At 48.0% G+C, this 26,336-nt stretch carries 17 protein-coding genes; 10 read left to right on the top strand and 7 right to left on the bottom strand.

The window, feature by feature from the left end:
- Nucleotides 1–36: 36 nt before the first annotated feature.
- Nucleotides 37–2,853, bottom strand: coding sequence for a M16 family metallopeptidase (locus ACJJI3_RS01055; protein ID WP_444941185.1), 2,817 nt, complete (start codon nucleotides 2,851–2,853; stop codon nucleotides 37–39).
- Between the two features lie 218 nt (nucleotides 2,854–3,071).
- A complete protein-coding gene (locus ACJJI3_RS01050) occupies nucleotides 3,072–4,160 on the bottom strand; it encodes a Glu/Leu/Phe/Val dehydrogenase dimerization domain-containing protein (protein ID WP_413662699.1) in 1,089 nt (362 codons plus the stop codon).
- Nucleotides 4,161–4,679: 519 nt separating this feature from the next.
- Here ACJJI3_RS01050 and ACJJI3_RS01045 point away from each other — a divergent pair.
- From ACJJI3_RS01045 to ACJJI3_RS01035, 3 genes are all read left to right on the top strand, one after another.
- Entirely contained in the window at nucleotides 4,680–6,647 is a 1,968-nt protein-coding gene (locus ACJJI3_RS01045; protein ID WP_444941184.1) for a VacB/RNase II family 3'-5' exoribonuclease, read from the top strand.
- A 124-nt stretch (nucleotides 6,648–6,771) separates the two neighbouring features.
- Nucleotides 6,772–8,244, top strand: coding sequence for an aminoacyl-histidine dipeptidase (locus ACJJI3_RS01040; RefSeq protein ID WP_444941183.1), 1,473 nt, complete (start codon nucleotides 6,772–6,774; stop codon nucleotides 8,242–8,244).
- Nucleotides 8,245–8,403: 159 nt separating this feature from the next.
- Nucleotides 8,404–9,201: a class I SAM-dependent methyltransferase gene (locus tag ACJJI3_RS01035; protein WP_444941182.1), complete on the top strand. Its 798-nt coding sequence runs from the start codon at nucleotides 8,404–8,406 to the stop codon at nucleotides 9,199–9,201.
- Here ACJJI3_RS01035 and ACJJI3_RS01030 read toward each other — a convergent pair.
- From ACJJI3_RS01030 to ACJJI3_RS01020, 3 genes are read right to left on the bottom strand one after another with little or no spacing between them, the layout of a single operon-like run.
- Complete coding sequence (locus tag ACJJI3_RS01030) at nucleotides 9,194–10,093, bottom strand: polysaccharide deacetylase family protein (RefSeq protein ID WP_444941181.1); 900 nt, start codon at nucleotides 10,091–10,093, stop codon at nucleotides 9,194–9,196. The two genes, ACJJI3_RS01035 and ACJJI3_RS01030, sit on opposite strands and share 8 nt — an antisense overlap.
- Entirely contained in the window at nucleotides 10,093–10,965 is an 873-nt protein-coding gene (locus ACJJI3_RS01025; RefSeq protein WP_444941180.1) for a GNAT family N-acetyltransferase, read from the bottom strand. The genes ACJJI3_RS01030 and ACJJI3_RS01025 overlap by 1 nt, the downstream gene beginning before the upstream one ends.
- A 31-nt stretch (nucleotides 10,966–10,996) precedes the next feature.
- Nucleotides 10,997–12,031: a bile salt hydrolase gene (locus ACJJI3_RS01020; protein WP_444941179.1), complete on the bottom strand. Its 1,035-nt coding sequence runs from the start codon at nucleotides 12,029–12,031 to the stop codon at nucleotides 10,997–10,999.
- A 406-nt stretch (nucleotides 12,032–12,437) separates the two neighbouring features.
- Here ACJJI3_RS01020 and ACJJI3_RS01015 point away from each other — a divergent pair, with 406 nt between their 5' ends.
- From ACJJI3_RS01015 to rdgC, 7 genes are all read left to right on the top strand, one after another.
- Complete coding sequence (locus ACJJI3_RS01015; RefSeq protein ID WP_444941178.1) at nucleotides 12,438–12,836, top strand: VOC family protein; 399 nt, start codon at nucleotides 12,438–12,440, stop codon at nucleotides 12,834–12,836.
- 435 nt (nucleotides 12,837–13,271) lie between these two features.
- Nucleotides 13,272–14,366, top strand: a complete 1,095-nt coding sequence (locus tag ACJJI3_RS01010) for an alpha/beta hydrolase family protein (RefSeq protein WP_444914295.1) — start codon at nucleotides 13,272–13,274, stop codon at nucleotides 14,364–14,366.
- Between the two features lie 185 nt (nucleotides 14,367–14,551).
- Nucleotides 14,552–14,977, top strand: coding sequence for a hypothetical protein (locus tag ACJJI3_RS01005; RefSeq protein ID WP_444941177.1), 426 nt, complete (start codon nucleotides 14,552–14,554; stop codon nucleotides 14,975–14,977).
- 10 nt (nucleotides 14,978–14,987) lie between these two features.
- Nucleotides 14,988–15,326 (top strand): hypothetical protein, encoded by a 339-nt coding sequence (locus tag ACJJI3_RS01000; protein WP_413662708.1) that lies wholly within the window; start codon nucleotides 14,988–14,990, stop codon nucleotides 15,324–15,326.
- A 283-nt stretch (nucleotides 15,327–15,609) separates the two neighbouring features.
- Nucleotides 15,610–17,967: a TonB-dependent receptor domain-containing protein gene (locus tag ACJJI3_RS00995; RefSeq protein ID WP_444941176.1), complete on the top strand. Its 2,358-nt coding sequence runs from the start codon at nucleotides 15,610–15,612 to the stop codon at nucleotides 17,965–17,967.
- A 172-nt stretch (nucleotides 17,968–18,139) separates the two neighbouring features.
- Nucleotides 18,140–19,264, top strand: a complete 1,125-nt coding sequence (locus tag ACJJI3_RS00990) for an alkaline phosphatase family protein (protein ID WP_444941175.1) — start codon at nucleotides 18,140–18,142, stop codon at nucleotides 19,262–19,264.
- 186 nt (nucleotides 19,265–19,450) lie between these two features.
- On the top strand, nucleotides 19,451–20,443 hold the full coding sequence (rdgC, locus tag ACJJI3_RS00985; RefSeq protein ID WP_444941174.1) for a recombination-associated protein RdgC: 993 nt from the start codon (nucleotides 19,451–19,453) through the stop codon (nucleotides 20,441–20,443).
- Between the two features lie 60 nt (nucleotides 20,444–20,503).
- Here the strand turns inward: rdgC and gnd are convergent, their stop codons facing one another.
- Nucleotides 20,504–22,024 (bottom strand): NADP-dependent phosphogluconate dehydrogenase, encoded by a 1,521-nt coding sequence (gene gnd, locus ACJJI3_RS00980; RefSeq protein ID WP_444941173.1) that lies wholly within the window; start codon nucleotides 22,022–22,024, stop codon nucleotides 20,504–20,506.
- A gap of 1,273 nt (nucleotides 22,025–23,297) precedes the next feature.
- Nucleotides 23,298–26,285: a TonB-dependent receptor gene (locus ACJJI3_RS00975; RefSeq protein WP_444941172.1), complete on the bottom strand. Its 2,988-nt coding sequence runs from the start codon at nucleotides 26,283–26,285 to the stop codon at nucleotides 23,298–23,300.
- Nucleotides 26,286–26,336 lie beyond the last annotated feature (51 nt).

Raw genomic sequence — 26,336 nt, 5'->3', positions numbered from 1 at the left:
ATTTCCCCGCCCAACAGGGCGGGGAAATAATTTCAATCAGTCCTTTGCAGGAAGCACCTCAACGGGGCCAATATCCAAGGCTTCAACCTCGCCTTTAATCTTACTCAGATCCCCAACAATCACCCAGGTGAATTGATCTGGCGCAAGATACTCCTTCGCGGAGGCCTCCACTTTTTCCTTATTCAGTGCTGAAACCCGCTGTGGATATTCGGCAATGTAATCCTCTGGAAGCCCCTTCTCCACCTGCCAATTAATACTGGAAAGCAATTGCCCTTTGGTCTGGAATCGAGCACTTTGCTTTAGGACTTCATCATTCTGGTAGTCCTCAAGCTCTTTTGCAGTAATAGGACGCTCTCCTAAGTATTCCTCATACTCTTTTACCAATTCCTTAATCGCTGGAGCTGTTTTATCAGTTTGCACAGGAGCAAAGAGGATATAAGGACGCTGCCCTTCTGTATCGAGGGAAACCGCGCGGGCACCATAGGACCAATGCTTGTTCTCACGAAGATTCATATTGACCCGGGAAGTGAACTTTCCGGCAATAATATTTGTCATCGCATCAAAAGCTTCAGCTCCCTGCGGCTGCCAAGGCGGCATCAGCAAACCCGCCATGATATAACTCTGTTGTGCGCCGGGGCGGTCAAGCAAATAAACTCGAGCTTTTTCCGGACGGGGCACCTTGGCAACTTCAATTTTGGGAAGCTCTGATTTAGGAGCAGTCCACTTTCCGAGTGTTTCATTCAGCAGAGGCTCTATTTCTTTTTCAGTAACATCCCCCACGATCGTCAGGGTTGCATTATCCGGACGCACCCAGGTTTTCTGGAAGTTAACCAGATCCTCACGGGTTATGGACTTAATACCCTCGGGAGTACCCGATCCCGTCAAGGGAGAGCCATAAGGGTGGTTTTCTCCAAATAGCAGCGGCGGCAGTTCACGCATAGCCAAGCCCTGAGGCTGGGCTTTTTCCTGGGCTATTGCATCCAGGCGATTGGACTTAACCCGCTCCAGATCGGACTCAGGGAAACGAGGTTCAGTAACCACTTTCTCAAATAGCTCCAGCGATGGCTCCAGCTGAGTCTTAAGGGCACTCATGCTGATATTGTTATAATCAAGGCCGCTACCACCACCAATGTTTACGCCAAGCTCTTCTGAGCGAGAGCTAAATTCCAGACTATCCAGATCACCCGCACCTTCGTTCAGCATTTGCGCCGCAACTGAAGCCAGACCCGGTTTATTTTTATCTGCGGAGGCACCACTGCGAAATTGCAGATTCATCAGTACCACGGGAGTGTCATGGCGTTCAGCCAGAACAACCTTTAATCCATTTTTGAGGGTAAATTCTTTTTGTTTTGGCAGTTCCAACTCTACATTTTTGTCTACCTCGGGGAGCTTGCTGCGGTCAGCACCCTCCGCCGCTGCCGTATACTTCTGCTTCGGCTCCATAATTAAGGTGTAGGAGTCCTCTTTCAACCACTGCTCAGCCACTTCTTGAACTTCGAGAGCGGATACTTTTGCATAATCCTCCACGCCTTCTATCAAGGCTCCGGGATCGCCAAAATAAAACTCCGACTGGGCAAGGATGTCACTCTTACCACCAAAACCACCGGTTTTTTCCAATCCCTTTACCAGCCCGGCAAACTCACTCTGTTTAACCCGGCGCAGCTCATCCGCATTCACACCATTTTTTGCGAATTGCTTTAATTCTTTATTCAGTAAGTCTTCAACTTTTTCTACAGACTGCCCAGGTTTCACGTCGACGATAATCATCAACTGCCCTGCAAGCTGACGGCCGTAATAAAAAGCGCTGACACTGGTGGCCACTTGCTCATCGCGAACTAAACGGCGGTAAAGAAGAGAGTTTTTTCTATTGGCGAGAAGGGAAGTCATTAATTCCAGCGCATCTTCCACTTCACTACCCACTGCAGGCACATTCCAAACCTTGTAGATTCGAGTTTGGGGCACCTGATCGTAAACCACCTCCCTCTTTTTCACTTGGGTGGGTAATTCCCAGTTCTTAATGCGCGGTTGTACACCAGTGCTAGGGATATCACCAAAATACTTGCGTACCTTGGCCATCGCATCTTTGACCGTAACATCACCCGCAATTACCAAAACTGCATTAGCGGGCTGATAATGGTCCTCAAACCATTTTTTGACATCTGCAAGACTGGCGTTGTCCAGGTCCTCCATCGAGCCAATCGGCGTCCACGAATAGGGGTGTCCTTTGGGGAAGGTGCTCTTGGCAATAATATCGAACGCTTTGCCATAAGGTGCATTCTCCCCCTGGCGCTTTTCATTCTTTACAACACCCCGCTGCTCATCCAAAACCTCCTGGGTAATTGCACCTTTAAAATGCCCCATTCGGTCGGACTCCATCCACAGCGCCATATCCAGGGCGCCTTTGGGCACGGTGACAAAATAATTGGTGCGGTCATTGCTGGTGGTGCCATTCATATCGGTGGCCCCAGAGCGCTGGAAGGGTTCGAAATATTCCCCTGGGAAGTTTTCGCTACCGTTAAACATCAAGTGCTCAAATAAATGAGCAAATCCGGTTTTACCTGGCGGCTCGTCCTTAGAGCCTACTTTGTACCAAAGATTGGTAGAAACAACGGGGGCTTTGTGGTCTTCATGCACAATCACCGTCAGGCCATTGGGCAATACTTCCTTATGGAAAGGAATCTCCAACTTGGGTGGCGGGACATACGCCTCTTTATCGGATGCAGCAGCCTTACTACTGGCTGCTGCTTCCTTATCCACCGAAAGCGCATGAGGCGTATCATCGGTAGACTTTCCGCAAGCGGTAAGGCCAGTAATAGCGATGGCAACGCTGATAAGTAGCGGACGCAAGTCCATATTGTCACTCCCTTTTAAAAAACCGCAATTTCAGGATGGCAAGTTTAGGCCAGCTTTCCTCCAGAGTGTCAGCAAAACCTTTTACCAACCGCAATTTAGCAAATATTCCAGGCAAAAAAATGGGCACCGAAGTGCCCAAATCAATACATCACAGAGAGAAGCGAGATGACAATCGCCCAAGGAATCAGGTCACCAGCTCTACTCCTGCGCTGAAAACATTACGCTGCCACAGTACCAGACTTATCTTCGGCCTCGCCTACAACCGTATGGTGACCAAAGCGCTCCTCGGCAACCCGGTCCGCTACGTGAGCGGTAGTCTGGCCGGTTTCATCGGCACGCTCGAACACTTCTTTCATAGTGTTGCCAATCTCTTCGATATGAGCGCGCACTTCTGCAGCGTCGTAATCGCCTTTCTGCTGGTAGTAAACATCGATAATACCGCCAGCATTAATGACATAGTCCGGTGCGTACAAAATACCTTTCTCGCGAAGCACTTCAGCATGGCGCTCTTCCGCCAACTGGTTGTTGGCCGCGCCAGCGATCGCCTGAACCTTCAAACGGCTGATGGTGTCATCGTTGAGAATTGCACCCATCGCACAGGGGGCAAACAGATCTACGTCCAGGTCAAAGATTTCGTCGGCAGTTACGGCTATGGCACCCAGCTCTGTAACCGCGCGATCGATATTGTCTTGGAAAATATCGGTGACAAACAGTTCCGCACCGGCATCCTTCAATAGTTTACCCAGGCGGAAACCGACGTTGCCTACGCCTTGAATAGAGACTTTTAAGCCGGTCAGGTCAGTCTTGCCCCAGCGGTGTTCTACCGCAGCTTTCAGGCCGACAAACACACCGTAAGCAGTCGAAGGGGAAGGATCACCACCATACTCGGAGCCCGCAAACAGGCCGGAGACAAACTCGGTTGTCTCACCGATAACACTCATATCCGCCACGCTCGTGCCAGAATCTTCAGCAGTGATATAACGGCCGCCCAAGGTATTAATAAATTCACCCATAGCGCGCAGCAACTCAGGAGTCTTTTCCTTGCGCGGGTCACCAATAATTACGGACTTGCCACCACCCAGCTTGAGGCCGGCCATTGCGGACTTGTAAGTCATACCCCGGGAAAGACGGAGAACATCATTCAGGGCCTCGCCATCGTCGGCGTAGGGCCACATACGGCAGCCACCCAGTGAGGGACCCAAATTCGTATTGTGTACCGCGATAATGGCCTTCAAGCCACTCTTTGCATCTTGGTAAAACGCCACTTGTTCGTGTTTATCGTAGGCGGAATGGGAAAAAATACTCATTAACTGTTCCTCTCCGGAAGGCCGGTTCTACAGCTGGGGAACAACCACAGCCCTTATCTGTTTTTATCTGGAATAAGATTATATCCAGCTCCCACAGACAAAGTTTGCATATTTTGCACACATGAGCATTAGAATAGCTAAAACATCACACCAAAATATTATTTTTAGGATATTCGTTTGCCCTGGAATAACTTGGGCCACCCAGTCATTAATCTAGGCGGCTGGCTCTACGCTCTTATTTCTTCATCAATTGGCATTGAATACCGGGCCCTCTCCTACCGCTGGCGGCCCTCTTATAAATTTCCTATAACTGCCCCTCAAGAGAACACGATTCCTGTATAAATCTTCTGGCAAAGAACCACCTTTTGAAGCCTTCCTTAATATGTCTACTTTTTCAAAAATTTTTGAAAACCTCACAACACTGACAACTAAGATCATTTCCACCGCCTAAGCGCGTTACATCCTCTGCGTATGGTCTGGTAGAATCCGCGCCCAAATCGACCCATAGAGATAAACTCGATGCTGAATGCCGACGCTCTAAAACAACTTTCGCAACTGAAAACAGATATTCGCTCCAGTAAGGAGTTTGCCGAAGGCCGGGTTCGCGGCAGTAACGGCAAGTTTGGCTTCGTTGAGTTGGATGACGGGAGGGAAGCCTTCCTGCCTCCCAATGAAATGGAGCGTGTATTTCCCGGTGACCGGGTTCGAGTAAGTCTCTCAGAGGAGAACAAGGGTAAACTCGCGGCGGAGCTCGATGCATTGATCGACAGCCAGCTCGACTACCTTGTTGGCCAGTATGTACAGCGCGGCCAGGGCCACTTTATCCAGCCCACGCAAAATGGCCTGTCCCGCTGGATTTTTCTCCCCCCCAAGGCTCGCGGCAAGGCCCAGCCGGGAGAGTTTATTGCCTGCAAAGTAAACCGCCATCCATTTAAAGACGGCAGAGCCCAGGCCAAGGTGGAAACCGTTATCGGCAAGCCCGATATGCCCGGTATCGAACACGCCTATGTTGTCGCCCAATTCAAGCTGCCTGAGCAATTTGGTGCCGCTACACAAAAGCAGGCGGACACAATTGCGGAGAAACTGACAACAGTTACCGGTGAGCGCACCGAACTTTCCGAGCTGGGCTTCGCAACTATCGATGCGGAAACCACTCGCGATATGGACGACGCTCTGGCCGTAAGCAGCCGTGACGGGGGCTGGACCCTGCACATTGCTATTGCAGACCCATCGTCGCTAATTGATGAGAACAGCCCCCTGGATAAAGAGGCGTTTAATCGGGCCCACAGCCAGTATTTACCGGGCGAAACCCTACCCATGCTGCCCCGCAACCTGTGTGAGAACCTGTTCTCCCTGGTTCCCGGCGAGCTGCGCCCCGCCCTGGTTATCCATATCGATATCGATAACGATGGCACCATTGGCAATAGCCGCTATGAATTTGCCGCTATTCGCTCCCAGCACAAACTGAGCTATGAACAAGTCAGCCGCTTTATTGAGGGTGACGACTCCGCCGTGCCCCAGGAGCAACAGGACAGTCTGCGTAATTTGGCGGCGATCTACGAAGCGCGCGCCGCATACCGTGCCAGCCACTCACTGGCAATGGAAGATCGCCCGGACTATGAAATCCGCTTGAACGATCAGCGCAAGATCGAGCGTATCGAAAAGCAGGAACGCAATATCGCTCAGCGAATGGTCGAGGAAGCCATGCTCGCTACCAATATCAGCATGGGTGGCAAACTCGCCGAGATTGAGCAGGGCTGCTTCTCTGTTCACTTGGGCTTCCGCGAAGAGCGCATGGGAGAAGTTCGCAGCCTGCTGAAAGAACTGCTGCCTGAGCATGCAGAGGCCGATCTGGGGCAACTGGAGCATTACCTTGCACTGGTTAAGCACCTGGAAAACCATGAAGAGCCGCAGATGAACAACCTGCTCGCCGTGCTCAAGCGTATGCTGCGCCCGGGCCAGCTCGATAACAAGGTAGGGGCTCACCTGGGACTGGGCCTCGAGGCCTACGCCACCGTCACCTCTCCAATACGCAAGTACAACGACCTGCACAACCACCGTGTTCTGCGCGCTGCTGCGCAGGGAGAGAAAGCCTCCACCCTGGCCGATGATAAAATTGAATCCCTGCAGGAAAGCCTGATTCGCGGTCGTCAGGCCAACCGAGCCCTGGAGCAATGGCTCTACGCTCAATTTATCGAGAAGAAAGTTGGCCAGGAATTTACAGGGAAAATTACCCTGGTAAACGGCGCAGGCATCGGCGTGCGACTCGACGACTTTGGTATTGACGGCTTTGTGCGCATGAATGGCGATAAGAAGAATCTGCCCACCTTCGATGGCAAGCACCTGGTTCTTACGCACAATGAAAAACGCTTCCACCTAGAACAGGAAGTTTCAGTTAAAGTAGCGTCTGTCGATGTAGACAAACGACGCATCGCCTTTGAACTGAGCGCTGAAAAAACTGAGGCTGCCGACGCGGCTCAAAAATAAATTCCTGCACATTTACCCAAGCCCGGCGCTCGCCGGGCTTTCCTGCCGGGGGCCAAAGCCCACCGCCTTTGATCGGCCAGCTAGCTTACAGCTCCGGCACCAATAGAATAAATCGAGGCCACTCATGAGCAACATTGCTGAATTGAACCCAACTCCACTGTGGGCACACTTTTCCAAGCTCTGTGAAATTCCACGCCCATCCAAGCATGAAGACCGCGTAGTGGAGCATATCGTTAACTTCGCTAAAGCACGCGGCCTAGGTGTTCAGCTGGATGAAATCGGCAATATTGTTATCAAGAAGCCGGCCACTCCAGGTATGGAGAACCGCAAGACACTGGCCCTGCAGAGCCATGTGGATATGGTGCCACAGAAGAATGCCGACACTGAGCACGACTTTCTCACCGACTCAATCAAACCCTACGTGGATGGAGACTGGGTAACTGCGGAAGGCACCACGCTCGGCGCAGACAATGGTATTGGTGTTGCCGCAATCCTGGCCCTGATGGAATCTACTGATATTCCCCACCCCGCCTTGGAAGCCCTGCTGACAATTGACGAAGAAGCGGGCATGACCGGCGCCAAGAATCTTAAGCCTGGCTATTTTGAAGCTGACCTGCTCCTCAACCTGGATACTGAAGATGAAGGCGAGCTGTATATCGGCTGTGCCGGCGGTGTCGACGTCAATGTCAGCCTGCCCTATACGCCAGAAGCGGTCCTGCCCAGTGCCGAAGCAGTAAAACTCTCTGTTCGCGGCCTCCGTGGCGGGCATTCAGGCTTGGATATCGACAAAGACCGAGGCAATGCCAACAAGATCGCAAACCGCATTATCCACGCCGCTCTAACCCAGGTCCCTGAGCTGCGTATTGCCAGTCTGGATGGCGGTAGCCTGCGCAATGCGATTCCCCGCGAATCCTTCACAACCCTGGTCGTGCCTTCAGTAGCGGTCGATAAAGTACAGGAAATTGTAAAAAGCGAAAGCGCTCAAATTGCCCGTGAACTGGACAATGAAGCGGCACTGGACATCACCCTGGAAGCTACCGAAACTCCAGCCAACACCCTGGACGCAGATAGCCAATTGACCCTTATTCGCGCAATCCGCTGCTGCCCCAATGGTGTTGAGCGAATGAGCACTGCTCTCGAAGGCATTGCTGAATCATCCAACAATCTGGCCCGTGTTGTAACAATGGAGGAAAACGGTGAGCATCGAGTAAAAATCCAATGTCTTGTACGCAGCCTCTCTGATACTGCCCGCGACCAACACGGCCTCAATGTCGCCGCCACCTTCCAGCTGGCAGGTGCAGAAACAACACTGGACAACGACTACCCTGGCTGGACACCAAATCCCGATTCGCCGCTGCTGGCGATGATGAAGGATGTCTATAAAGATATGACTGGCGAGGAAGCTGAAGTAAAAGTCATTCACGCCGGCCTGGAATGCGGATTGCTGGCCAAACCCTACCCCAACTGGGATATGGTTTCCTTTGGCCCAACTATTCGCCGCGCTCACTCTCCTGAAGAGAAGGTTCATATCCAGAGTGTCGCCAATTTCTGGGATTACTTTATTAAAGTGGTCCAGGCAATTCCCACTCGCGACTAATCGCCCAATCGGGCCTCGGCTTTCCCCGAGGCCCGACACCTTGCCTTTCCACTCCGCCCTCCAATTACTATCAATCACACTAAAAACTGCTTTCTAGCTATTGTTAGAGAGCCACTGGGCTATTTTAATATTTCTTAACTCCGCAGGTGCCCTGGGAAAATGAAGGAGAGTTATTCACTTGGTGCAAAAACCTCAGAGCAGAAACGCCTGCTGTTACAGAGGAAAATCTACGGGGATACAGAAGACATACATTTTCCTTCAAACTATCAAATAGCAGAGTTTGGTTGTGGTGCAGGCGCCAATCTCTGGATTGCGCAAGAGGTATCCGCTGGTAGTTATATTGGCCTCGATATCCAGCCTGCCCAGTTAAACAAAGCCGAGCAAACAGCCCAAATGTTGGGGCTTTGCAACACAGAATTTAAGCTCTGTAATGCAGAAAAATCAGGGTTAGCAGATTCATCGGTAGATGCAGCTTTTACACGCTTGGTTTTGATACATCTTCCAAACCCAAAAACCATGCTGCAAGAAATGATTCGCGTTGTACGCCCCGGTGGAAGACTTATTATTCACGAGCCTTACGACGCAACCTATTACACCGGCCCCGACAAGTTCAACCTAATGAAATGCTTCCGTGCACGTAATACGCTGGCCTACGGCAATGGGCGCGGTTCTCCTGAAATAGCCGTTAATCTTTTTCCAGTACTATCCTCCCTAAAGATCAGCGAAGTTGTAGTTTCACCCCATGTGATCAATGCCAATGGAAAAAGTGACGGGATTAGGTGTAAAAACTTACTAGAAAATATCATTGGACTTATAGAGCCTGTATCCGAAGAGTTAATTGCACAGAGAAAAATCACCCCTGAAGAATGGAAATCTGCACAACAAGAGGCCGGTATAGTTACCGCATACACTTTCCACACACAAACGCTTTGGAAAGCTACCGCCCAAGTTATCTAGCGGTAGAGAAATTGGAGACCCAATGTTGCGCTACCTCGTTGCGGCGACAAAGCCAAATGGGTTCGAATCCCTGGATATATTTCAAGAAACGATAAACTCCAGCAGCCCTGGCAGGGTGGCCGCTGACTCGCCCATGTAGTCCAACACTCATCAACTTAGGACTCACGCTCCCTTCCCGCCAAAGCTGATCGAAAGCACCTTTTAGCAACAAAAAGAAATCATCGGCAGTCGTGCACCCACTGGGCAGCAGGTACTGAATATCGTTATTCACTAAGGTGTAGGGAATCACCAACAATGAATCTGATTTCTGTTCCCAAAATGGTAAATCATCACTGTAGGAATCTGACGTATACAGTAATCCATCAATTTCTCGTACCAGTGATCTAGTATGGGAGCTTACCCGACCTGTATACCACCCAAACGGAGTCCTAGCCGTTAATTGTTCGATTATCTTAACAGTGAGCTGAATATCGTGTTTCTCCCGACTCTTAGGAGTATCTTTATAATCAATCCACCGGTATCCATGGCCAGCAATCTCATGTCCCGCTTCAACCAGGGCCAGCGCTAAATTCGGATTAAGCTCTAACGCCTGACCGGTAGCAAAAACTGTTAAAGGTACGTTGTAAGTATTAAAGATATCGAGAAGCCGCCAGACACCAGCGCGAGAACCATACTCATACATACTCTCTACACTGAAATCCCGCCCTCCAACCCGTGCAGGCCTGCCAGGAAGTTCATGCAGGTAAGATTCAGATTGGGTATCGCCGTTTAGCTTGGTGGATTCTGACCCCTCCTCTAAATTCAAGACAAACTGAATTGCAATGCGGGCCTGATCAGGCCAGCGGGGATGAGGCGGACGCCCAGCGTAACCCTCCAGATTTCTCTTGTGCATCAACCCAGCTCAAATGTCGTTACACCAAAAATTCGATCCCGCGCAATATCCGGCATTGGTCCCAGGTACATTCTTGCGCACCCAAAAACTTCCTCCATTCCATAGTGCTTGGCCAGCGACATAGCCGCAGGATTATTTTCCGGCACATCCAGAAAGATAGGCCCATCATCTGCAAATGAGACCAGTCGCTTCAGCAACATATCTGCCACTTTATAGCTATTTGCAAACAGAGGACCGACTTTACATCCATTGCGGCAACGTCTGATTACACCATAACCACAAAGACTTCCAAATTGGACATAGCCCAAACTCAGAGCCTCTGGCTGGGAAAACCATGCTTTCAGAAATACCCGTCTACTTGCGGGAAAGCAGGTCCTGTCGTAAGCAATTATTTGATCGAAAGAAACTTCACTAAGCGGGATAACTTCATCAGGGCATTGAGTACTCACACCCTCAAAAGCAGAAAGCTCGACTCGATAACGGAGATTACGATGGGAGAAGTTAAAACCGCCGCGGGCATAGTAATCCTGCATCGCAAATACCCCATCCATACCGATGCTTGCATCAGGTCTCAACCGGGTTTTTAATCGGTCCCGTCGGATATACCAAAGCCTGTTACCAAACCCATGACCCCTGAATTCAGGCCTAACGATAAAGAATCCCATAAAACCGAAATCATCACCGTACGCAGTAATTGCCCCTCCACCGATCAAGTCACCCCGAACTTCCGCCGCAATGTAGGCTTCTGGATCTGTTTTCCAGAAAATTTCTGCATCGTGCAACCCCGGATTCCAGCCTTCAAGTGCAGCCCAGTCAACCAGTAAATCCACTTCTTTACGTGTCATCTCCCGAACAGTAAATGATTCATGCATTGACTTAGACTCTTCTCGTTATCGTATTTATTCAGCTACCTGGAGCGAGGAACTTAAAGGGTTCTGAAGGACTCAACTTAGATGCCACTTCCCCACCAGTATCCATTGGAGTATCTAATTTCATTGTCATTACTTTAGATCCCGGCTCAATAGAAACACTATCCATATCCAACCAAATTACTGATGGATTAATAACAGAGTCGAAATAGTAGCGGCTACTTTTTTGATCAATAACCGACCGCCACAATGTTGAGGCTATATTGGGTTTATCTGGATCATCCATTCCCAGCGGCACGCTGACAGCACGAATTTGGGAGAATGCGGATGCTAATGCATCGCGATACTTTTTATATTCTGGCGATGTTTTTAAAGCATAACTCGCCCGTACAAACCTGTCCGCAGCACTAATTGTACCCGGTAAAAAGTTTTGGCCTCCAATTGAATTCCAATAGGAGTTGATTGCCAGCTGCTGATCATAAGGAGGTGAATTAGTCATTACCGCAAACTGCTTACCGTGATGGATCTTTAGCACACCATCAAGATATTCAAAAATAGCGGAATCACCACTGGGATCTGAAATTGCAATATGTGTACTTGCCGGTCTCCCATTGGGAAGATCTGCGCCAACCACCGTGAATGGATCACTCTTTAACCCCTTTACCGCAGCATCAACCGTTGCGTAGTTATCCAGGATGTATTGCAACCAGGCCCCAACAGAGATAGTCGGCTTACCCCTATCGGCAGAACTCCCATAATCTGCCTCAGCCAAGTATAAAAGGTTGCCTACGAGGCCCTTTTCATTGAGCCCATCAGTTGTAGCCGCATCGTAAATACTGATAACAATTGAGCCAAACTTCGATGTCCAAGTAATAGATTTTGGGCCCAAGCCACCATTGCGCTCCATCCCCTGAGGGAAAACCCAAAATGCCATAGCTGCATCTGTATCACTCCAGTCCATGCTACGGGCAGTAATATAGGTCTTATCACCAGTTTCATAGAGTATTCGGGTACAAGCAATCGAAGACCTGGGCTCGAGTAGGCACAGCACTACAACAACAAAAACCATAACGGAGTTTATAGCTTTAGAAAAACATGAAATCCTTTTCACTTTGCCAACCATCCCTCGAAATCATTAATTAATATACTGATCGTTTACAGTCACTATAATCGGCTATAAACAATAGAAAGTCCGGCTTCCATCATAGATGGCCAACAATGGTGAGACTGTCTTTCATTCCAATACTTGGCAACCTTGGCGTAAAGGTCCAGAAACTGACACCGCTTTCAACATGTACAGTTCAAATATCTTGTAACTTCAGTAAACTTTTACAGCTAATCAGCTTCACGCTAAAAGCATTCATTTTGATATAGGCTACTCAAATAAAAACTATTTGAAAAACTGTACACCTATTAACCAAAAAGAATTAATCCCTCTTTTCGAAGTAGCAATAAGGCCAATCACGGAGCCCCTAATGAACTCAATTGGCAGACTGGTAATCCTAGTCAACAACTATGAAGAAGCTATTGCCTTTTATCGTGACAAATTGGGGTTTGAAGTATTTATTGACTCTCAAGCAGCACCGCATCGATTTGTTCATATTCGACTTCCGGAACAAAAAGATATGGGTATATGGCTACTTCAGGCAACTTCTGAAAACCAGCAAAAGAAAGTGGGAGCACAAACTGCAGGGCAGCCTTGTGCCGTTATTTATACAGATAATTTTGACAGAGAATATAAAAAACTTGCAAAAAATGGCGTTCACTTCAGCAAGCCACCCACTTCTGAAGGGGGTGCAGAGTTTGCCCACTTTGAAGATCTCTACGGCAACGAATTTATTTTAGTTGAACTACAAAAAGAAACCGTAGAGTAAATTTTAACCTGTCGCTTCTGATTCCCCCATAGAGTGCGGTGTAAGCAGCGACAGTTCTTCACCTTCGCTAGTCTCCCCCCTTAGCCGCGATGGGATAACTTCCGGTAAGCAATTTAAGAAAAGAGCCACGAAGCGGCTTTTCCCCCTCCAATCAATAAATCTTTTTCTTTTCTATATTTACATCTCGCTTTGTATCACATATAAATCGAGTAACACTCAGTTGACATATCTCTATGTCCAATGTCCTTCGATTAGTGTAAAGCTGACTACCGCACAAAATTTCACCACTGAGATACACCACAGCTAGCTACTGGCTCGCGTACTTATATATGGAAATACTCACTTACTGAAACCATTTTCACACAGAAAAAACAAAGGCAGGAGCAAACCTTGGCAGAAGGTTATATCTCCAGAGTAGAGCCAATTGGAATAACAATGAAAAGAAGCTTAATTATGCTGGTGCCCGGATTGACGCGAGTCACCAGCACCGCCCAACTGTCAGAGTTCACCGAGGGAATGATCGCAGCCAGTGAGCGTATGCCTCTCACTCAGATTTCTGATCCTACCGTCCCTGCCGGCATCAACCGCCTGAGGGTCAACGATAAACAGGAGCTTGACCTGGCTGAAGCTTACTGGAACGACTTGGTTCCCAGTATCACGCAGCAGAGTCTGAAAGTCCGCTTAGCCCGAGGCTTCTCCCTAATCTGGTTCTGGCTGGCCAACCTCCATATTTGGAAAGGAGTGCTTAAACGAAAGTACCTGACATTTGGTCTTACCCTTTCAGCATTAGCCTTTATTGTTTGGTACATAGGTACCATTATCTTATTTGTCGAAGCTGTTGAGCCCACCAGCGATAGTCCCTTTTATCCCGCAGTACAACAGCTCAAGCAAGGTGTTGAGTATATCGGGGGTTGGCGGATCTGGCTGATTGCGACTGCCGTAGTTGCCGTGATGCCGGTTGCCTTACTAGTAGATATTTCTGACTTTTGTAAGCGCTATCTCACCAACGAGCCGGCCGCCAAGGGCAAGCCTGCAGTCCGCTTTGAGATTATCCGACGGGTCAGGGAACAGCTCGAAAACAGTATTAAACTATACGACTACGATTCCGTAACTATCGTCGGACACAGTTTTGGCAGTGTTGTTACTGTAGACCTTTTTGCCGATCTTCCGCCAATCGGTAAACCTATCCGTATCCTAACAATGGGGTCCCTAATCGAAGTTCTGGGTAAGCAAGCTCCTTGGCTGCAGAATGAAGTAGAACAACTGTCACAAAGAAAAGATCTAATCGAGTGGATTGATATCAAGTCTCACTCAGACTGGTTTGCTAGTGGTTCTGCGGTCCCAGCACGCCACCACTGTTATGAGAGAATTATCGGGTCTTACGGTACTTTTCCGGACAAACTGGCAGCTCGAGTTCACTCCCGATATTTCGATAATCAGGAGGCTGTTCGCTTACTGCTGACTTACTTTGAAAAGAAAAATGATCCCAGTATTTCGCCGACCTCGCACGAGATATTGGAACCAGTATAAATGGGTACCCAGACGAGAAAATTGGAAATAACTGAATATCTCTCAGCCACCCCTTAGGCGGCTGAAAAGAGCCGAATTGAACTATTAAAATGAAAATTAAAGGGGGAGTTGTCATGATAAGGCAGCCAAAAGCAATCTTTGCAGTTTTAGCCTTTCTTACCATTCTAGTTAGCGGATGCTCACAAATGGCGCCGCGCTATGATGCCGCGCTATACTCAGATTTAACCACTGTCAATGTAGAGATAATGGAATTTTTCTCTTCAGTTTCCAGTGGAACCAACAAAGATTCTTACTCAAAAAGAGATGAGAGATACCATGCATTGATCGGCAAAGTAGATGCGCTGGCAATGCAATCGAAAACCCGCCCTGCGCCTGAAAGTAAACTACTCAAAAAGATTAACAACTATTTGGAATCCTCTGGCAGGAATATTAGCTTTGAGCGGGAACCCCCCAGTGTTGCGTCACTGGAGAAAATTTCAGAGAGTTTGAACATGATGCGCACGGTAGATGAAGATAAGGGCCTAAACGCAACCGCTGTTTCTCTATTCAAAAATGAAATTGTTGTTTCCATGGACCAAGCACTCACCTATGAGTCTTTTCTGAATCGCTGAGGAAATTACTATGTCTATTGACGTTAACCAACTCGTTGCCGATATCAAAGGGGCAGCTTCTGCGGTAATTAACAGTGATATTTCTGAACTCAGGGGATTTTCCGAGCGCCAGTTATCCGCAATGGCCCAGCAAACAAAAATGATTGCTAAAGCAATTGCATCTGATGAAATATCTGGCGACCTGCAAGATTACTTTCTCGACTCCCTGGAGGATATGGCCAAGAACTTCGCCAACACTTTACGTGGACTCCTGTTAGTCACCATTGAGAAAGTCTGGAATGCAGTTCTGGGAGTTCTTTGGGGAACAATTGAAGCTTGCACCGGCATTTCCTTGAAAGCTGCTATCTGATTTCTGTTTAAATTGGGCTGGGGTAACTCAGCCCTCCCCCCTACACTCAATCAAGATTACTCACCGGATCACCCCCACTACTAAGGACACTATTCAGTCAGTCTGAAACAGCTCATGTTTCTGGCTCTCAGGATTTATTGAGCATTCACCAACGGGTAAAAAGAGTTTAACCCCCCTGTAAAGAATTATTCATCAAGACGCGTCAATGTACGCGCGCAAATAACCCAAGCCACTAACCAGGCTGGTTAACACTTGCTGAATCACTACAAACTGGGGTATCCCGATGAATACTAAAAAGACCTACCTGGCAGCCGCCATTTCAGTGGCCACAATAATGAGTGCCAGTCCCGTGACCGCTGAAGACCTCAGCAACGCACAAATTGAAGAAGTAATGGTTCTGGGCTCCGGTAGCACTTTTAACAGCAGCGAAGTATCTGAGGCAATGCGCAAGCAACAGTCCTCTATCACCAGCGTTAATGCATTGATCGATAACCTCCCCGGTGTCTCAGTCAATGAAGGAGATACTTACGGCTTTGACGACTGGTCAACCAATATCAGTATTCGCGGATTTACTAACAGCTTAGATGAACAGCAAATTGGCACCACCATCGATGATATTCCCAATGGCGGTTCGAATTACGGTGGAGGCTCAAAAGCAAACCGCTTTGTTGATCCGGGTAATATCGGTTCAGTAGAAGTATCACAGGGTACTTCAGATATCGCTTCACGTTCCCACGAAGCCCTGGGAGGCACTATTGATTATCGCACTGATGATCCTTTGGACACACAGCGCAGTCGAATAGAACTGTCCACAGGCGAATTTGATGCACAGAGAGTATATTTTCGCTATGACACTGGTATTTTTGCCGGGAACAGCAAAGCCTGGATCTCATACTCTAACCAGGAAGCGACCGACTGGATTACTGAAACTGCTGAGAATGAACGAGAGCACATCGCGGCAAAACTAGTGACCAGCTTGGAAGCTGGTACCATCAAGGCCTACATATCTTACGACGATATCCACGAAGATAATTATCAACGAGTCTATTCGGACGCCCAATTTGAAGAGTACCCTGAAAACGATTTCCTTACCGGTAACTGGTCCGGTATTCCCTATATCGATCAACTCTATCGCCGTGGCTGGTCTACCTTGCGTGAGAACCTGCTGGCCTACACCCAGTTCGATTTTGACCTGACAGACTCATTCAATCTACAGGCCGGACTCTATTACCACAGCAACGAAGGCCGTGGGGACTGGGTTCCCCCTTACCTGGTTGATATTACAGATGACAGCGAACAGGGCGAGTCCGAGTTCCTCGGCGGCTCAACTGCCTATGGCGGTAGCCAGTCGGGCATCATTTATTTTGTTGATGCTAATGGCAATGCCCTTACTTACAATGAAACATGTACAGCGTCAGTCACCAATATCTATGGCGATTCAGGACCGGCCTACAATCCAGATTGCTATGCAGAGGGTGCTATACCCACGATGTCTTATCGGCACACTCACTATGAGAAAGAGCGTGCCGGACTGACTCTAGACTTTACATACGCTACCACCATCGCCGGGTTAGACAATGAGCTACGAGGCGGCCTCTGGTATGAAGACTCCACCCGTGACGAACACCGCGATTGGCACAAAATCATTGATGCAACTCAAGGTGCCAGTTTCAATTCAACACCCTATTGGGTGCAATACGACCGCAGTTACCCCTCCAGCAGCACAAAGTGGTATTTACAGAACTCCCTGACCATCGACACTCTCACTTTGACACTGGGCGCCAAGCAGTTCTTTGTCGATGTTGAAAGGGAAGATCTGTTTCAGGAGTCTTCCGATGCAAGTGTTGACTCTGATTCAGATATCCTGCTCTCCGCCGGTTTGATTTGGGAAACACCCCTGGAAGGTGCAGAGCTGTTCGCAGGCTACGCTGAAAACTTTAAGGCGATTGGAGACAGCGTATTAGAGCGGCCCGATTCAGATCTCGACAATATCGAACCGGAAACCTCAGAGACCACAGAGCTAGGGCTTCGCTATACCGCCGATAATTTCTCGGCAACTGCCACCTATTTTCAAAATGATTTTGAAAACCGGATCATTTTCCTGGATAACAATACTTCCGCAGGTAATAACTATTTGATAGGTACCAATGGGACCTATTTTAATGCCGGCGGAATCGAATCTGATGGTCTGGAACTTTTCCTGGACTACGATTTATCAGAAACTCTAAATCTCTATACATCCTATACCCTGCTGGACACTACCTATATTGGCTCAGGAAACTCAGCAGTAGATGAAACTCAAGGAATAACACCAGGGAATGACGTAGTCGGAAAAGCTGATCAACTCTATGTGATTGGCCTGGATTGGAATTCTGAAATATTTTACGGTGGCATCTCCAGTAAGTTTACCGGAGATCGCTTTGTCGACTTAGACAATAGCTGGACAGCTGACTCCTATGTAGTTGTCGATGCCTACCTGGGCATGAATCTGGGAGAATTTAGCCCGGCACTACGGGGAGCCAACCTGAATTTAGTGATAAATAATTTACTGGATGAGGATTACTTAGGAACTGTCGTTTCTGGCGGTGCCTGGATAGGTGCTCCACGGACAGCCTCACTCTCTGCAACTATTGATTTCTAAGATTTTTTTGGCAGCCACACAATCGGCTGGAAATGCTAGCCGATTGTGCGTATGTTTAGTCAAGCAGTAGATTCAAAAATAAAGTGCAATAAATAATAAATATAGTCGAAAAATAATTTTGATTATTTGCGACAAATATAAATAATCCAAAAATATGCAAAGAGCTCTTTCAATGAACAGATTGACTACAGCAATCCTGACCCTGTTTCTTTCTACTCAATCCCTTGCCGCAGACAACCTCGTATTAGTTACTATCGACGGCTTGCGCTGGCAGGAAGTGTTCTCCGGTTATGACCCTGAACTTCTCAACCACACAGAGTTCACTGAAAATAAACAAGACCTTATCAATCACTTTCACGGCGATTCACTCATCGAAAAACGTCAAAAATTATTGCCTTTTATCTGGCAAACAGTGGCTAAAGAAGGGGTTTTAATTGGCAATCGCGACAAGGGGTCTAAAACACAAGTTACCAATAGCTGGTGGTTTTCCTATCCCGGTTACAATGAGATTTTAACCGGCTCTGCCGACCCCAAAATCAATAGTAACGACCCAACTCCCAATGCCAATACCACCTTTCTCGAGTGGCTAAACAGCAAATCTGAGTACAAAGACCAAATCGCTGCATTCGGTAGCTGGGGAGTATTCTCCTCGATACTTAATCGTGATCGCAGTGGTATTTACATTAACGCGGGCCTGGAAGCTGCCGATTGGCCAAAATTGAGCCAAAGAGCAGAGTTTCTCAATGACTTGCAGGGGCAACTGCCGGTTTTCTGGGAAAACGTGCGGCCCGATGCATTTACCTATGGATTTGCAAAAGAGTACTTAATTAGCAAAAAGCCCAAGGTAATGTACATTGCCCTGGGTGAAACTGACGATTTTGCCCACGATGAGGAATATCACCAGTATCTCCACTCCGCACATCGGAGCGACATGATACTCGCCAAACTCTGGCAGACACTGCAATCTCTTGATCAATACCGAGACAATACCAACCTACTCATTACCGTTGACCACGGGCGTGGCAACACCGCTGAATCCTGGCCGCACCACGCCAGTGGCCCTGCACTGACCCAATACTTCGGTAAAGAAGACCACCCCCACAAAGCGGGTATACCCGGCTCCAATGAAATCTGGATTGCCGCACTGGGCCCAGACATTAAGGCCTTGGGGGAAGTATCCAGGGGAGAAGCCATTTTTCAGGATCAGATAGCCGCAACCGCACTACAACTGCTCGGCCATAAGTCAGAAGAGTTCTCGCAGGATAGTGGCAAAGCAATAGACAGTATTCTCAAATAAACCTTTGTTCAGCCAGGCCTGACAAGTTCGGCTGAACAAATTTTCACCACCTTAGGCAATAATATTCTGGAGCCTGATAACAACTTAAAGAACCCATCAATTTAGTGTTAACAGGCTCTAGCTGCCCCGCCCCGGTTTCCGCATAATGCAGGCCGCACTCGCAACTGAAAACAGATGGCCTGATGTATGTGGTTTAAAAACCTCCGTATTTATCGTTTGACGAAAGAATTTTCCCTGGATGCTGAAAAATTGAACGAATTGCTGGAGCCCCATGCATTTGTTCCCTGTGGCAGTCAGGACAGCACTCGCTATGGGTGGGTGCCTCCACTAGGGCGCCACGGCAGCCAGTTGGTGCACGCAACGAATGGCTACCTAATGGTCTGTGCTAAGAAGCAAGAAAAAGTGATTCCTGCTGCGGTAGTCAATGAGAAAGTTGAAGAGCTGGCACAAGCTATTTCTGAAAAAGAAGCCAGGCAGGTAGGTCGCAAGGAGCGGCAAAACCTTAAAGACGAGATTCTCCTTGAAATGCGCCCCAAGGCATTCGCTCGCTCCCGTCTGCAATATGCCTATATTGCACCTCAGGATGGCTGGGTAGTGGTTGACGCCTCTTCTGCCTCCGCCGCCGAGGAACTGCTGGAGAACCTCCGCGAGGCTATCAGTAGCCTTGCCGTGGTACCACTCTCCGCTAAGAACCTGCCTCAGCAAACGATGACCCACTGGCTCAGTGCCCCTGAAGCACCGCTTCAATTTGATTTTGGCCACGAATGCGAGTTGCGCGATCCCAAAGACAGCGGCAGTGTTATCCGCTGTAAAAACCAGGACCTCTGTGCCGAGGAAATTCATAATCACTTGGTGGCGGGACTACAAGTGCACAAGCTGGGACTGACCTGGCGTGGGGGCGTTGAATTCCTGGTAGATGATCAGCTGTCCCTAAAGCGCATCAAATTCAGTGACGAGCTTCTGGAGAAGGCCGATAGTGCCGATGCAGAAAGTGCAGCCCAGCGATTTGATGCAGATTTTGCGGTGATGACTCTGGAAATCTCAGCCCTGACCAAGGACTTGCTCTCTGCCTTCGGTGGCGTAAACACCGAGTCAGCTAGCGTAGAGGAACTGGTGGCCAAAGCCAGCCGCCAAGAGGTGGAGGCCCTGGCCAAAGAGGTAGAAGAGGTTGTTCTTTAGGGAACTCAGATAGTGATACGTACCTGAAAGGCACGTATCACCTCCCCCCTACCCCATCAATCAGATCTCAACCATTGGGCGGCCTGGTTCGGTCCACTGAACGTGGTACTTGCGCTGCTCAGGTTGGTCCACACGCGCAAAGGTATGGGCTCCAAAGAAATCCCGCTGTCCTTGTAGCAGGTTCGCCGGCAGCGACTCGGTGCGGAAGGCATCGTAGTAATTGAGCGCCGATGACAGGGCCGGTACCGGAATACCATTCAGAGTGGCGCTCGCCACCGCTTGGCGCCAGTTGGCCTGGTGATCGGCAATCTGCTGGGTGAAGAAATCATCCAGCAGCAAGTTGGAAAGCTTGGAATCTCGATCGTAAGCATCACTAATAGATTGCAGGAACACTGCTCGAATGATGCAGCCTGCACGCCAAATTCTGGCAATTTCAGAGAAGTTCAACTGCCATCCCTGCTCCCGCGCAGCCAGCTTCATCAAATCGAAGCCCTGGGCGTAAACACAGATTTTTGCGCAGTAGAGAGCGTCGTGTAGCTGTGCAATCACCTCTTCCCGCTGCTCTGAAGCCACTGGTGTCAACTCAGGCCCTTGCAGCTTCTTCGCTGCGCGGGTGCGCAATACCTTCCGGGTAGATAATGAACGGGCGTAAACCGCTTCGGCAATACTCGGAGCCGGACAGCCCACTTCCAGACTGCTCATGGCTGTCCAGAGACCAGTACCTTTTTGCCCTGCTCGGTCGAGGATAACATCTACCAGCGGTTGTTCTGTCACGGAGTCCAAGGTAGAGAGCACTTCCGCACTGATATTGATCAGATAGCTGTTCAGCGGGCCTCGATTCCACTCGCGGAATACCTCTGCAATTTCCTCTGGGGCCATACCCAGCGCCGTGCGCATCACATGGTAGGCCTCACAGATCATCTGCATATCGGCATATTCAATACCGTTATGCACCATCTTCACATAGTGGCCTGAGCCTATCGGGCCGATATAAGCCGCACAGGGCTCACCTTCGCGAACCGGGTTGCCAGGCTCAAAGCGCTCAATCGGCTGGCCGCTGGCTTTATCCACTTTGGCGGCAATAGCATGCCAAACTGGCTCAATACGACTCCAGGCATAACGGTCGCCGCTGGGCATAAGGGATGGCCCAAAACGAGCACCCACTTCGCCACCGGATACTGCGGTGGTGAAGAAAATCAATTTGCCTTCATACCGTTTAGCCCGCTCTACAGAGTCGGTCCACAGGCTGTTACCAGTATCAACAACGATGTCGTCAGCCTTCAAGCCCGCATCGAGCAGCTTGCTGCATACGTCATCAACGGGGGCTCCAGCCGGAACCGAGAGAATAATCAAGTGCGGGGCTTTAACCTTCGCCAACAGCTCTGTGTATGAGTTGCAGGCTTCAACACGCGCAGGCAGGTCTCCACGCTCTTTCTTGTCCTGCTCCAGCAGCGCATTCAGCCGGTTGTGATCCAAATCAAAGGCACAGACCCTATAGCCATTGTCGGCCAGGTTCAGGATCAGGTTCTTACCCATCACACCGGCGCCGATAAAGCCAATATCGCACTGTGAATCAGACATCAAGTTCTCCATATAAAGACAGGGGGCTTTCAAGGGCGCGGAGTATAGCAATATGAATCTGGAGCAGGGAGAGCAAAAACCAAACAAAATTGCCCAGAGGGCAGCAAATACAGCCTACAAGGTGTAGAAGCCGATAGCAGGTAGTCCGCTATGGGCAAATACTCCCGACCTGCGCGCTTTATCTTTTGGTGCCAGCCGGCAATTCAATTGCCTCGACACCAGAGCTCCATAAGTTATTTCAAGTCTCTGACGCTTTACAAAAAAACTTATAACGAACTGGAAGAGTAAGAACATATCCGCTCAATACTCTAATTGGGGAAATCGCTTCCGATGAGACTGAGCTTCCTCACAATAACGCAACCGGTTTCCCATGCACCGTAAGTGGCACTATCTTTACTAACCCACAATTCTCCATCACAACTACTTAATCTGCCTATAAATCCATTTTATCGATTAAATTGAATTTTTAACTAAATAAAGGCAAGTGAATTTTAATAAAGCAAAACCCATATTCTTTGGAAATTTGACTGAGAGGGATGACCTTGGACACCCTACTTAACTGAGCTTACTAACAAATGAAAGCCAACAATAAAATAAACCATAAAATACAATCAATCCATTATTTGGCCTTCCAGGATTTATCGCCGATACCTAGATACTGGAATTTCAACATTCGCTTCACTACAGCAAAGCGCAAAATAAAAGCTCTTAACCTTACTGAAAGCAAGAAGTAAACGATGAAAATAAATTGAGTTTTTCAGCAAGATGGAACCTCACGATTTATCCTATAAGTGCATGAGCAATACCATATTCATTAAAAATAGACTTATTAAGACGACAGCCGGTGAATATGCTGGAGACCTCATAAGATCATTGAATCAGCCAATGGATAAACTACCTTCAACAGCGCCAAAACTCCCAGCGCAGGTTCAGACAGCTAGAGGGAAATTAATAGTGTAATTTCAACAAGCTCTCATTTCACCTATACAGCCTCCAAGTCTATCCCGCCTTAATTAATAGCCCTAGATGCTAACAACACTAGCATTACGGAAACAGTTAATTTATATACCTGCCAACAATAATCAATGACTATTTTTGTAACCCAAAACTCATATGCAGTACGAAAACTGGCAGCGCCCCTAAAGCCAAGACCGCTAGACTTCAGAAGACATCTATAAAAATGCAAAAAAAAGGTTGGCAAGAAATCCTCTCACCAACCTACATATTCATTCAATCAAATCTAAACAATGAATCACAGATTTCACCGGATTAATCAAAACCCTTTACTAACACTTAAGCCAACAATACGAGGCTCTAATGTAAACACATTAGTAGTAAGACCTGAATCATCACTATTAGTGAACATATCAGTGATAGGCGCATCATCAAAAATATTCTTCACGTAGAGCTGCATATATAGATCAGAGTCAGGATTGCTGAGGCTAACTGAAGCATTGAGATTACTCCAAGCCTTCAAACGATCATACTCAGTATTATATACACGAGCATAACTTTCCGACTGGCGGTAGTAATCTGCTCGTAGAGTTAAATCCCAATTCTCAATAGGAATCGTATGTTCCACTCCGAAATTAACGGTGAAACGTGGTGCGTTGGGCAACTCATTTCCACTTAAATCAGCAGCAAAACCACGCCCCCCATTAGGTGCATCGGTTAGCGGGTTGTAGGGATCAACTCCATAATTGATATCATGGCGCAATGCATCCGAGACTTCGATTTCTGGAGAGAATGAACCATACTGGGCGGAGCCCGCACAAAGCGACCAAATAGCGAAAATATTAGGCGCAGCCATAACCGCTTCAACTAAATCCACAGGTGCAATACAGTTAGACGGCACCTGGATGCTAGGACGAACCAGTACCCAATCTTCATTGCCCTGAGTACGATCCATCACGTCAACAGATTCCTCTCCATCTGCAATTCGGGTTTTAAGGTACCCTAAATTCATATCTATTCGTGTTGCATCTGTAAGCTGCCAAGCCAGCTCAAGCTCAAGCCCCATAGTTTCCGCATCAAAATTCTCATTGAGAGAAATTCTGTCAACAATTTGAGAGACTTGATAGTCGGTATAATCGTAGTAAAAGGCACTAGCATTAAGCGATAAGCTACCATCGAAAAGAATGTTCTTACTGCCAAACTCAATTGCGTTGACAAACTCCGGCTCAAAAGAATCTTCCAGGGGCTGAAACTGTACTATTGCTGGATCAACCTCGGCTCGGGGAGGGTTAGTACCACCACCTTTATAGCCGTGGGCAAAGGACATATAGAGCATAGTTTCATCCGTAAAGGGCAGATCCGTTCTCCAGTCCAAAACTGCACGCCCGGTGTACTCCTTCCAGTTCTGAGTAGCCGGATCACCTTCCGGATAGCCTCGATGGACAAGCCCCCCGGAGACTTCACCGGAGGAGACTTCCCCCGTTACCGGATCATAAAAAGTACCTAACAACAGCTGACTGGGTACTGGAGTAGAGCGCTTGCGATCATTTGTATAGCGAAGGCCAGTAGTTAGCTTTACATCATCATTAATTTGCCAATAAGTTTCACCAAATAATGCCCAAGAATTAACTTCCACCAAATTTCGGCTCAAGAAATAGTTATGTCCTTCCTCATCAATGTTTTCTATCGAATTAGGGTCAACATAAATACAATCTGAACCAACATTTACTTCTGGATCAGTACAGTTTTGAAATAGTAAGTTGAAATTTTCATCGCGGTCGGCATTATATAGATATTGCGCCACCATACTAAATATATTATTGAATACAAAATAGTCATCTTGGGTTTTAAAGTCTAAATAGTTTGTGCCCACTGAAAAATTCCAAGGACCATCGAAGGATGTCTGCAATCGGAATTCCTGGCTCCACTGTTTATTATCTGATCGACTAATATCAACCGCCAACAGTCCTTCAGAGGGTCCCAACTGTGGATCAGTAAAAACTCCCCCCGGTGTAGGTTCTAAATTACCCCCATCATTAAAGATGGGATCTGAAACATAACGATTATAATCTTGGGATGAATAGTAATCGTCCTTAGCATAAGTCGACTGAGAGTAAAATGTGATAGAGTCTGTCAGGCCCCATTCGAAGTTCAGTTGCACTAAGTCATTCTCTGCGCGGAATACCGGATCATAACTGGTTTCAATTTTACGAAGATCACGTGACTGCGTTGAATTCGCATAAGGGTCAGTAAACCAGTCAATAACCTGGCCATAGCTCGTGACAATTAACCCGGTAGCCAAAACGCTCGCAAAACCCTGGGCATTGGGTGCGCTGTAAGCGTCATCACTATAAATCGAGCTGGGCAGACAACCCTGACTAAAAAACACTGGCGTAAAGCCTGTTAGTTCAGTATCACCAATATGTGTTCGGCCCGGATCTTTTGTACAAAGTTGCTTACCCGTGCGCGAGCGTCGATCATCTTCTTCAAAGTGCTGCCATATTAAATTGGCACTAAAGGATTCACTGGGCTCCCACTCAAAGATTGCACGAGTAGAATATAGATCGCGGTCATTAACATCGTTACCGGTATAAGTGTTGTAATCAAAACCATCACGCTTTGTCATGGCTCCGGAGAAACGCAACGCCATGGTCTCCCCCAATGGCATGTTAAGCATTCCGCTGGCGCGCTTAGTATTATAATTGCCCACCTCCGCCTTGATCTCAGAGGCAAACTCATCTCCAGGCATAATTGGCAACATATTAACTACGCCAGCTGTCGCGTTGCGGCCATAAAGTGTACCTTGGGGACCACGCAAGACTTCAACCCGTTGCACATCAAAGAACTCTTGCTCAAATAATCGATTGCGAATTAAAGGAGTATTGTTGAAGCTCACAGCAACCGCCGGGTCTGAAGCAGCAGAAACAGCTTTAGTGCCTATACCGCGAATAGAGAAGTTATAAGTGCTGAAGTTGGATTTAGAAAAATTGGCATTTGGGACAGCTCGTAGCAACTCTTCCCCCCGCTCAATTTTAAGGTCATCCATACTGTCACCACTGAGTGCAGATACTGCAATGGGCACATCTTGAATACTCTCTTCAATCTTCTGCGCAGTAACCGTGATCTCCTCAATCACCTGTCTTGAGTGTTTACCTTCTTCACTCTCCTGGGCACTGGAAATGGTAGGAACAACTGCAAATGCCAAGGAGGCAACAATGGCGCTGTACCAGGGAGTAATTTGGCATGAATATCCAGATTGGTAAATCGCTTGTGCAATCAATGTTTTCTTTTTGACAGGTTTCATCATCACACTACGTCTCTCTTTATTGTCGGTATTATTGGGTTATTGACCTGATAT

This window comes from Microbulbifer maximicatervae (SeqCode), from assembly GCF_052466985.1.
The sequence above is the reverse complement of the archived record's forward strand: the minus strand, read 5'-3'. Positions and strand labels throughout refer to the sequence as shown.

Bases quoted from the DNA above. Each gene is read 5' to 3' on its own strand.
- gnd (WP_444941173.1), bottom strand. From the start codon at position 22,024: ATGTCTGATTCACAGTGCGATATTGGCTTTATCGGCGCCGGTGTGATG.
- ACJJI3_RS00990 (WP_444941175.1), top strand. From the start codon at position 18,140: ATGAACAGATTGACTACAGCAATCCTGACCCTGTTTCTTTCTACTCAA.
- rdgC (WP_444941174.1), top strand. From the start codon at position 19,451: ATGTGGTTTAAAAACCTCCGTATTTATCGTTTGACGAAAGAATTTTCC.
- ACJJI3_RS01000 (WP_413662708.1), top strand. From the start codon at position 14,988: ATGTCTATTGACGTTAACCAACTCGTTGCCGATATCAAAGGGGCAGCT.
- ACJJI3_RS01035 (WP_444941182.1), top strand. From the start codon at position 8,404: ATGAAGGAGAGTTATTCACTTGGTGCAAAAACCTCAGAGCAGAAACGC.
- ACJJI3_RS01050 (WP_413662699.1), bottom strand. From the start codon at position 4,160: ATGAGTATTTTTTCCCATTCCGCCTACGATAAACACGAACAAGTGGCG.
- ACJJI3_RS00975 (WP_444941172.1), bottom strand. From the start codon at position 26,285: ATGATGAAACCTGTCAAAAAGAAAACATTGATTGCACAAGCGATTTAC.
- ACJJI3_RS01005 (WP_444941177.1), top strand. From the start codon at position 14,552: ATGGCGCCGCGCTATGATGCCGCGCTATACTCAGATTTAACCACTGTC.
- ACJJI3_RS01025 (WP_444941180.1), bottom strand. From the start codon at position 10,965: ATGCATGAATCATTTACTGTTCGGGAGATGACACGTAAAGAAGTGGAT.
- ACJJI3_RS00995 (WP_444941176.1), top strand. From the start codon at position 15,610: ATGAATACTAAAAAGACCTACCTGGCAGCCGCCATTTCAGTGGCCACA.
- ACJJI3_RS01010 (WP_444914295.1), top strand. From the start codon at position 13,272: ATGAAAAGAAGCTTAATTATGCTGGTGCCCGGATTGACGCGAGTCACC.
- ACJJI3_RS01015 (WP_444941178.1), top strand. From the start codon at position 12,438: ATGAACTCAATTGGCAGACTGGTAATCCTAGTCAACAACTATGAAGAA.
- ACJJI3_RS01045 (WP_444941184.1), top strand. From the start codon at position 4,680: ATGCTGAATGCCGACGCTCTAAAACAACTTTCGCAACTGAAAACAGAT.
- ACJJI3_RS01030 (WP_444941181.1), bottom strand. From the start codon at position 10,093: ATGCACAAGAGAAATCTGGAGGGTTACGCTGGGCGTCCGCCTCATCCC.
- ACJJI3_RS01040 (WP_444941183.1), top strand. From the start codon at position 6,772: ATGAGCAACATTGCTGAATTGAACCCAACTCCACTGTGGGCACACTTT.
- ACJJI3_RS01020 (WP_444941179.1), bottom strand. From the start codon at position 12,031: ATGGTTTTTGTTGTTGTAGTGCTGTGCCTACTCGAGCCCAGGTCTTCG.
- ACJJI3_RS01055 (WP_444941185.1), bottom strand. From the start codon at position 2,853: ATGGACTTGCGTCCGCTACTTATCAGCGTTGCCATCGCTATTACTGGC.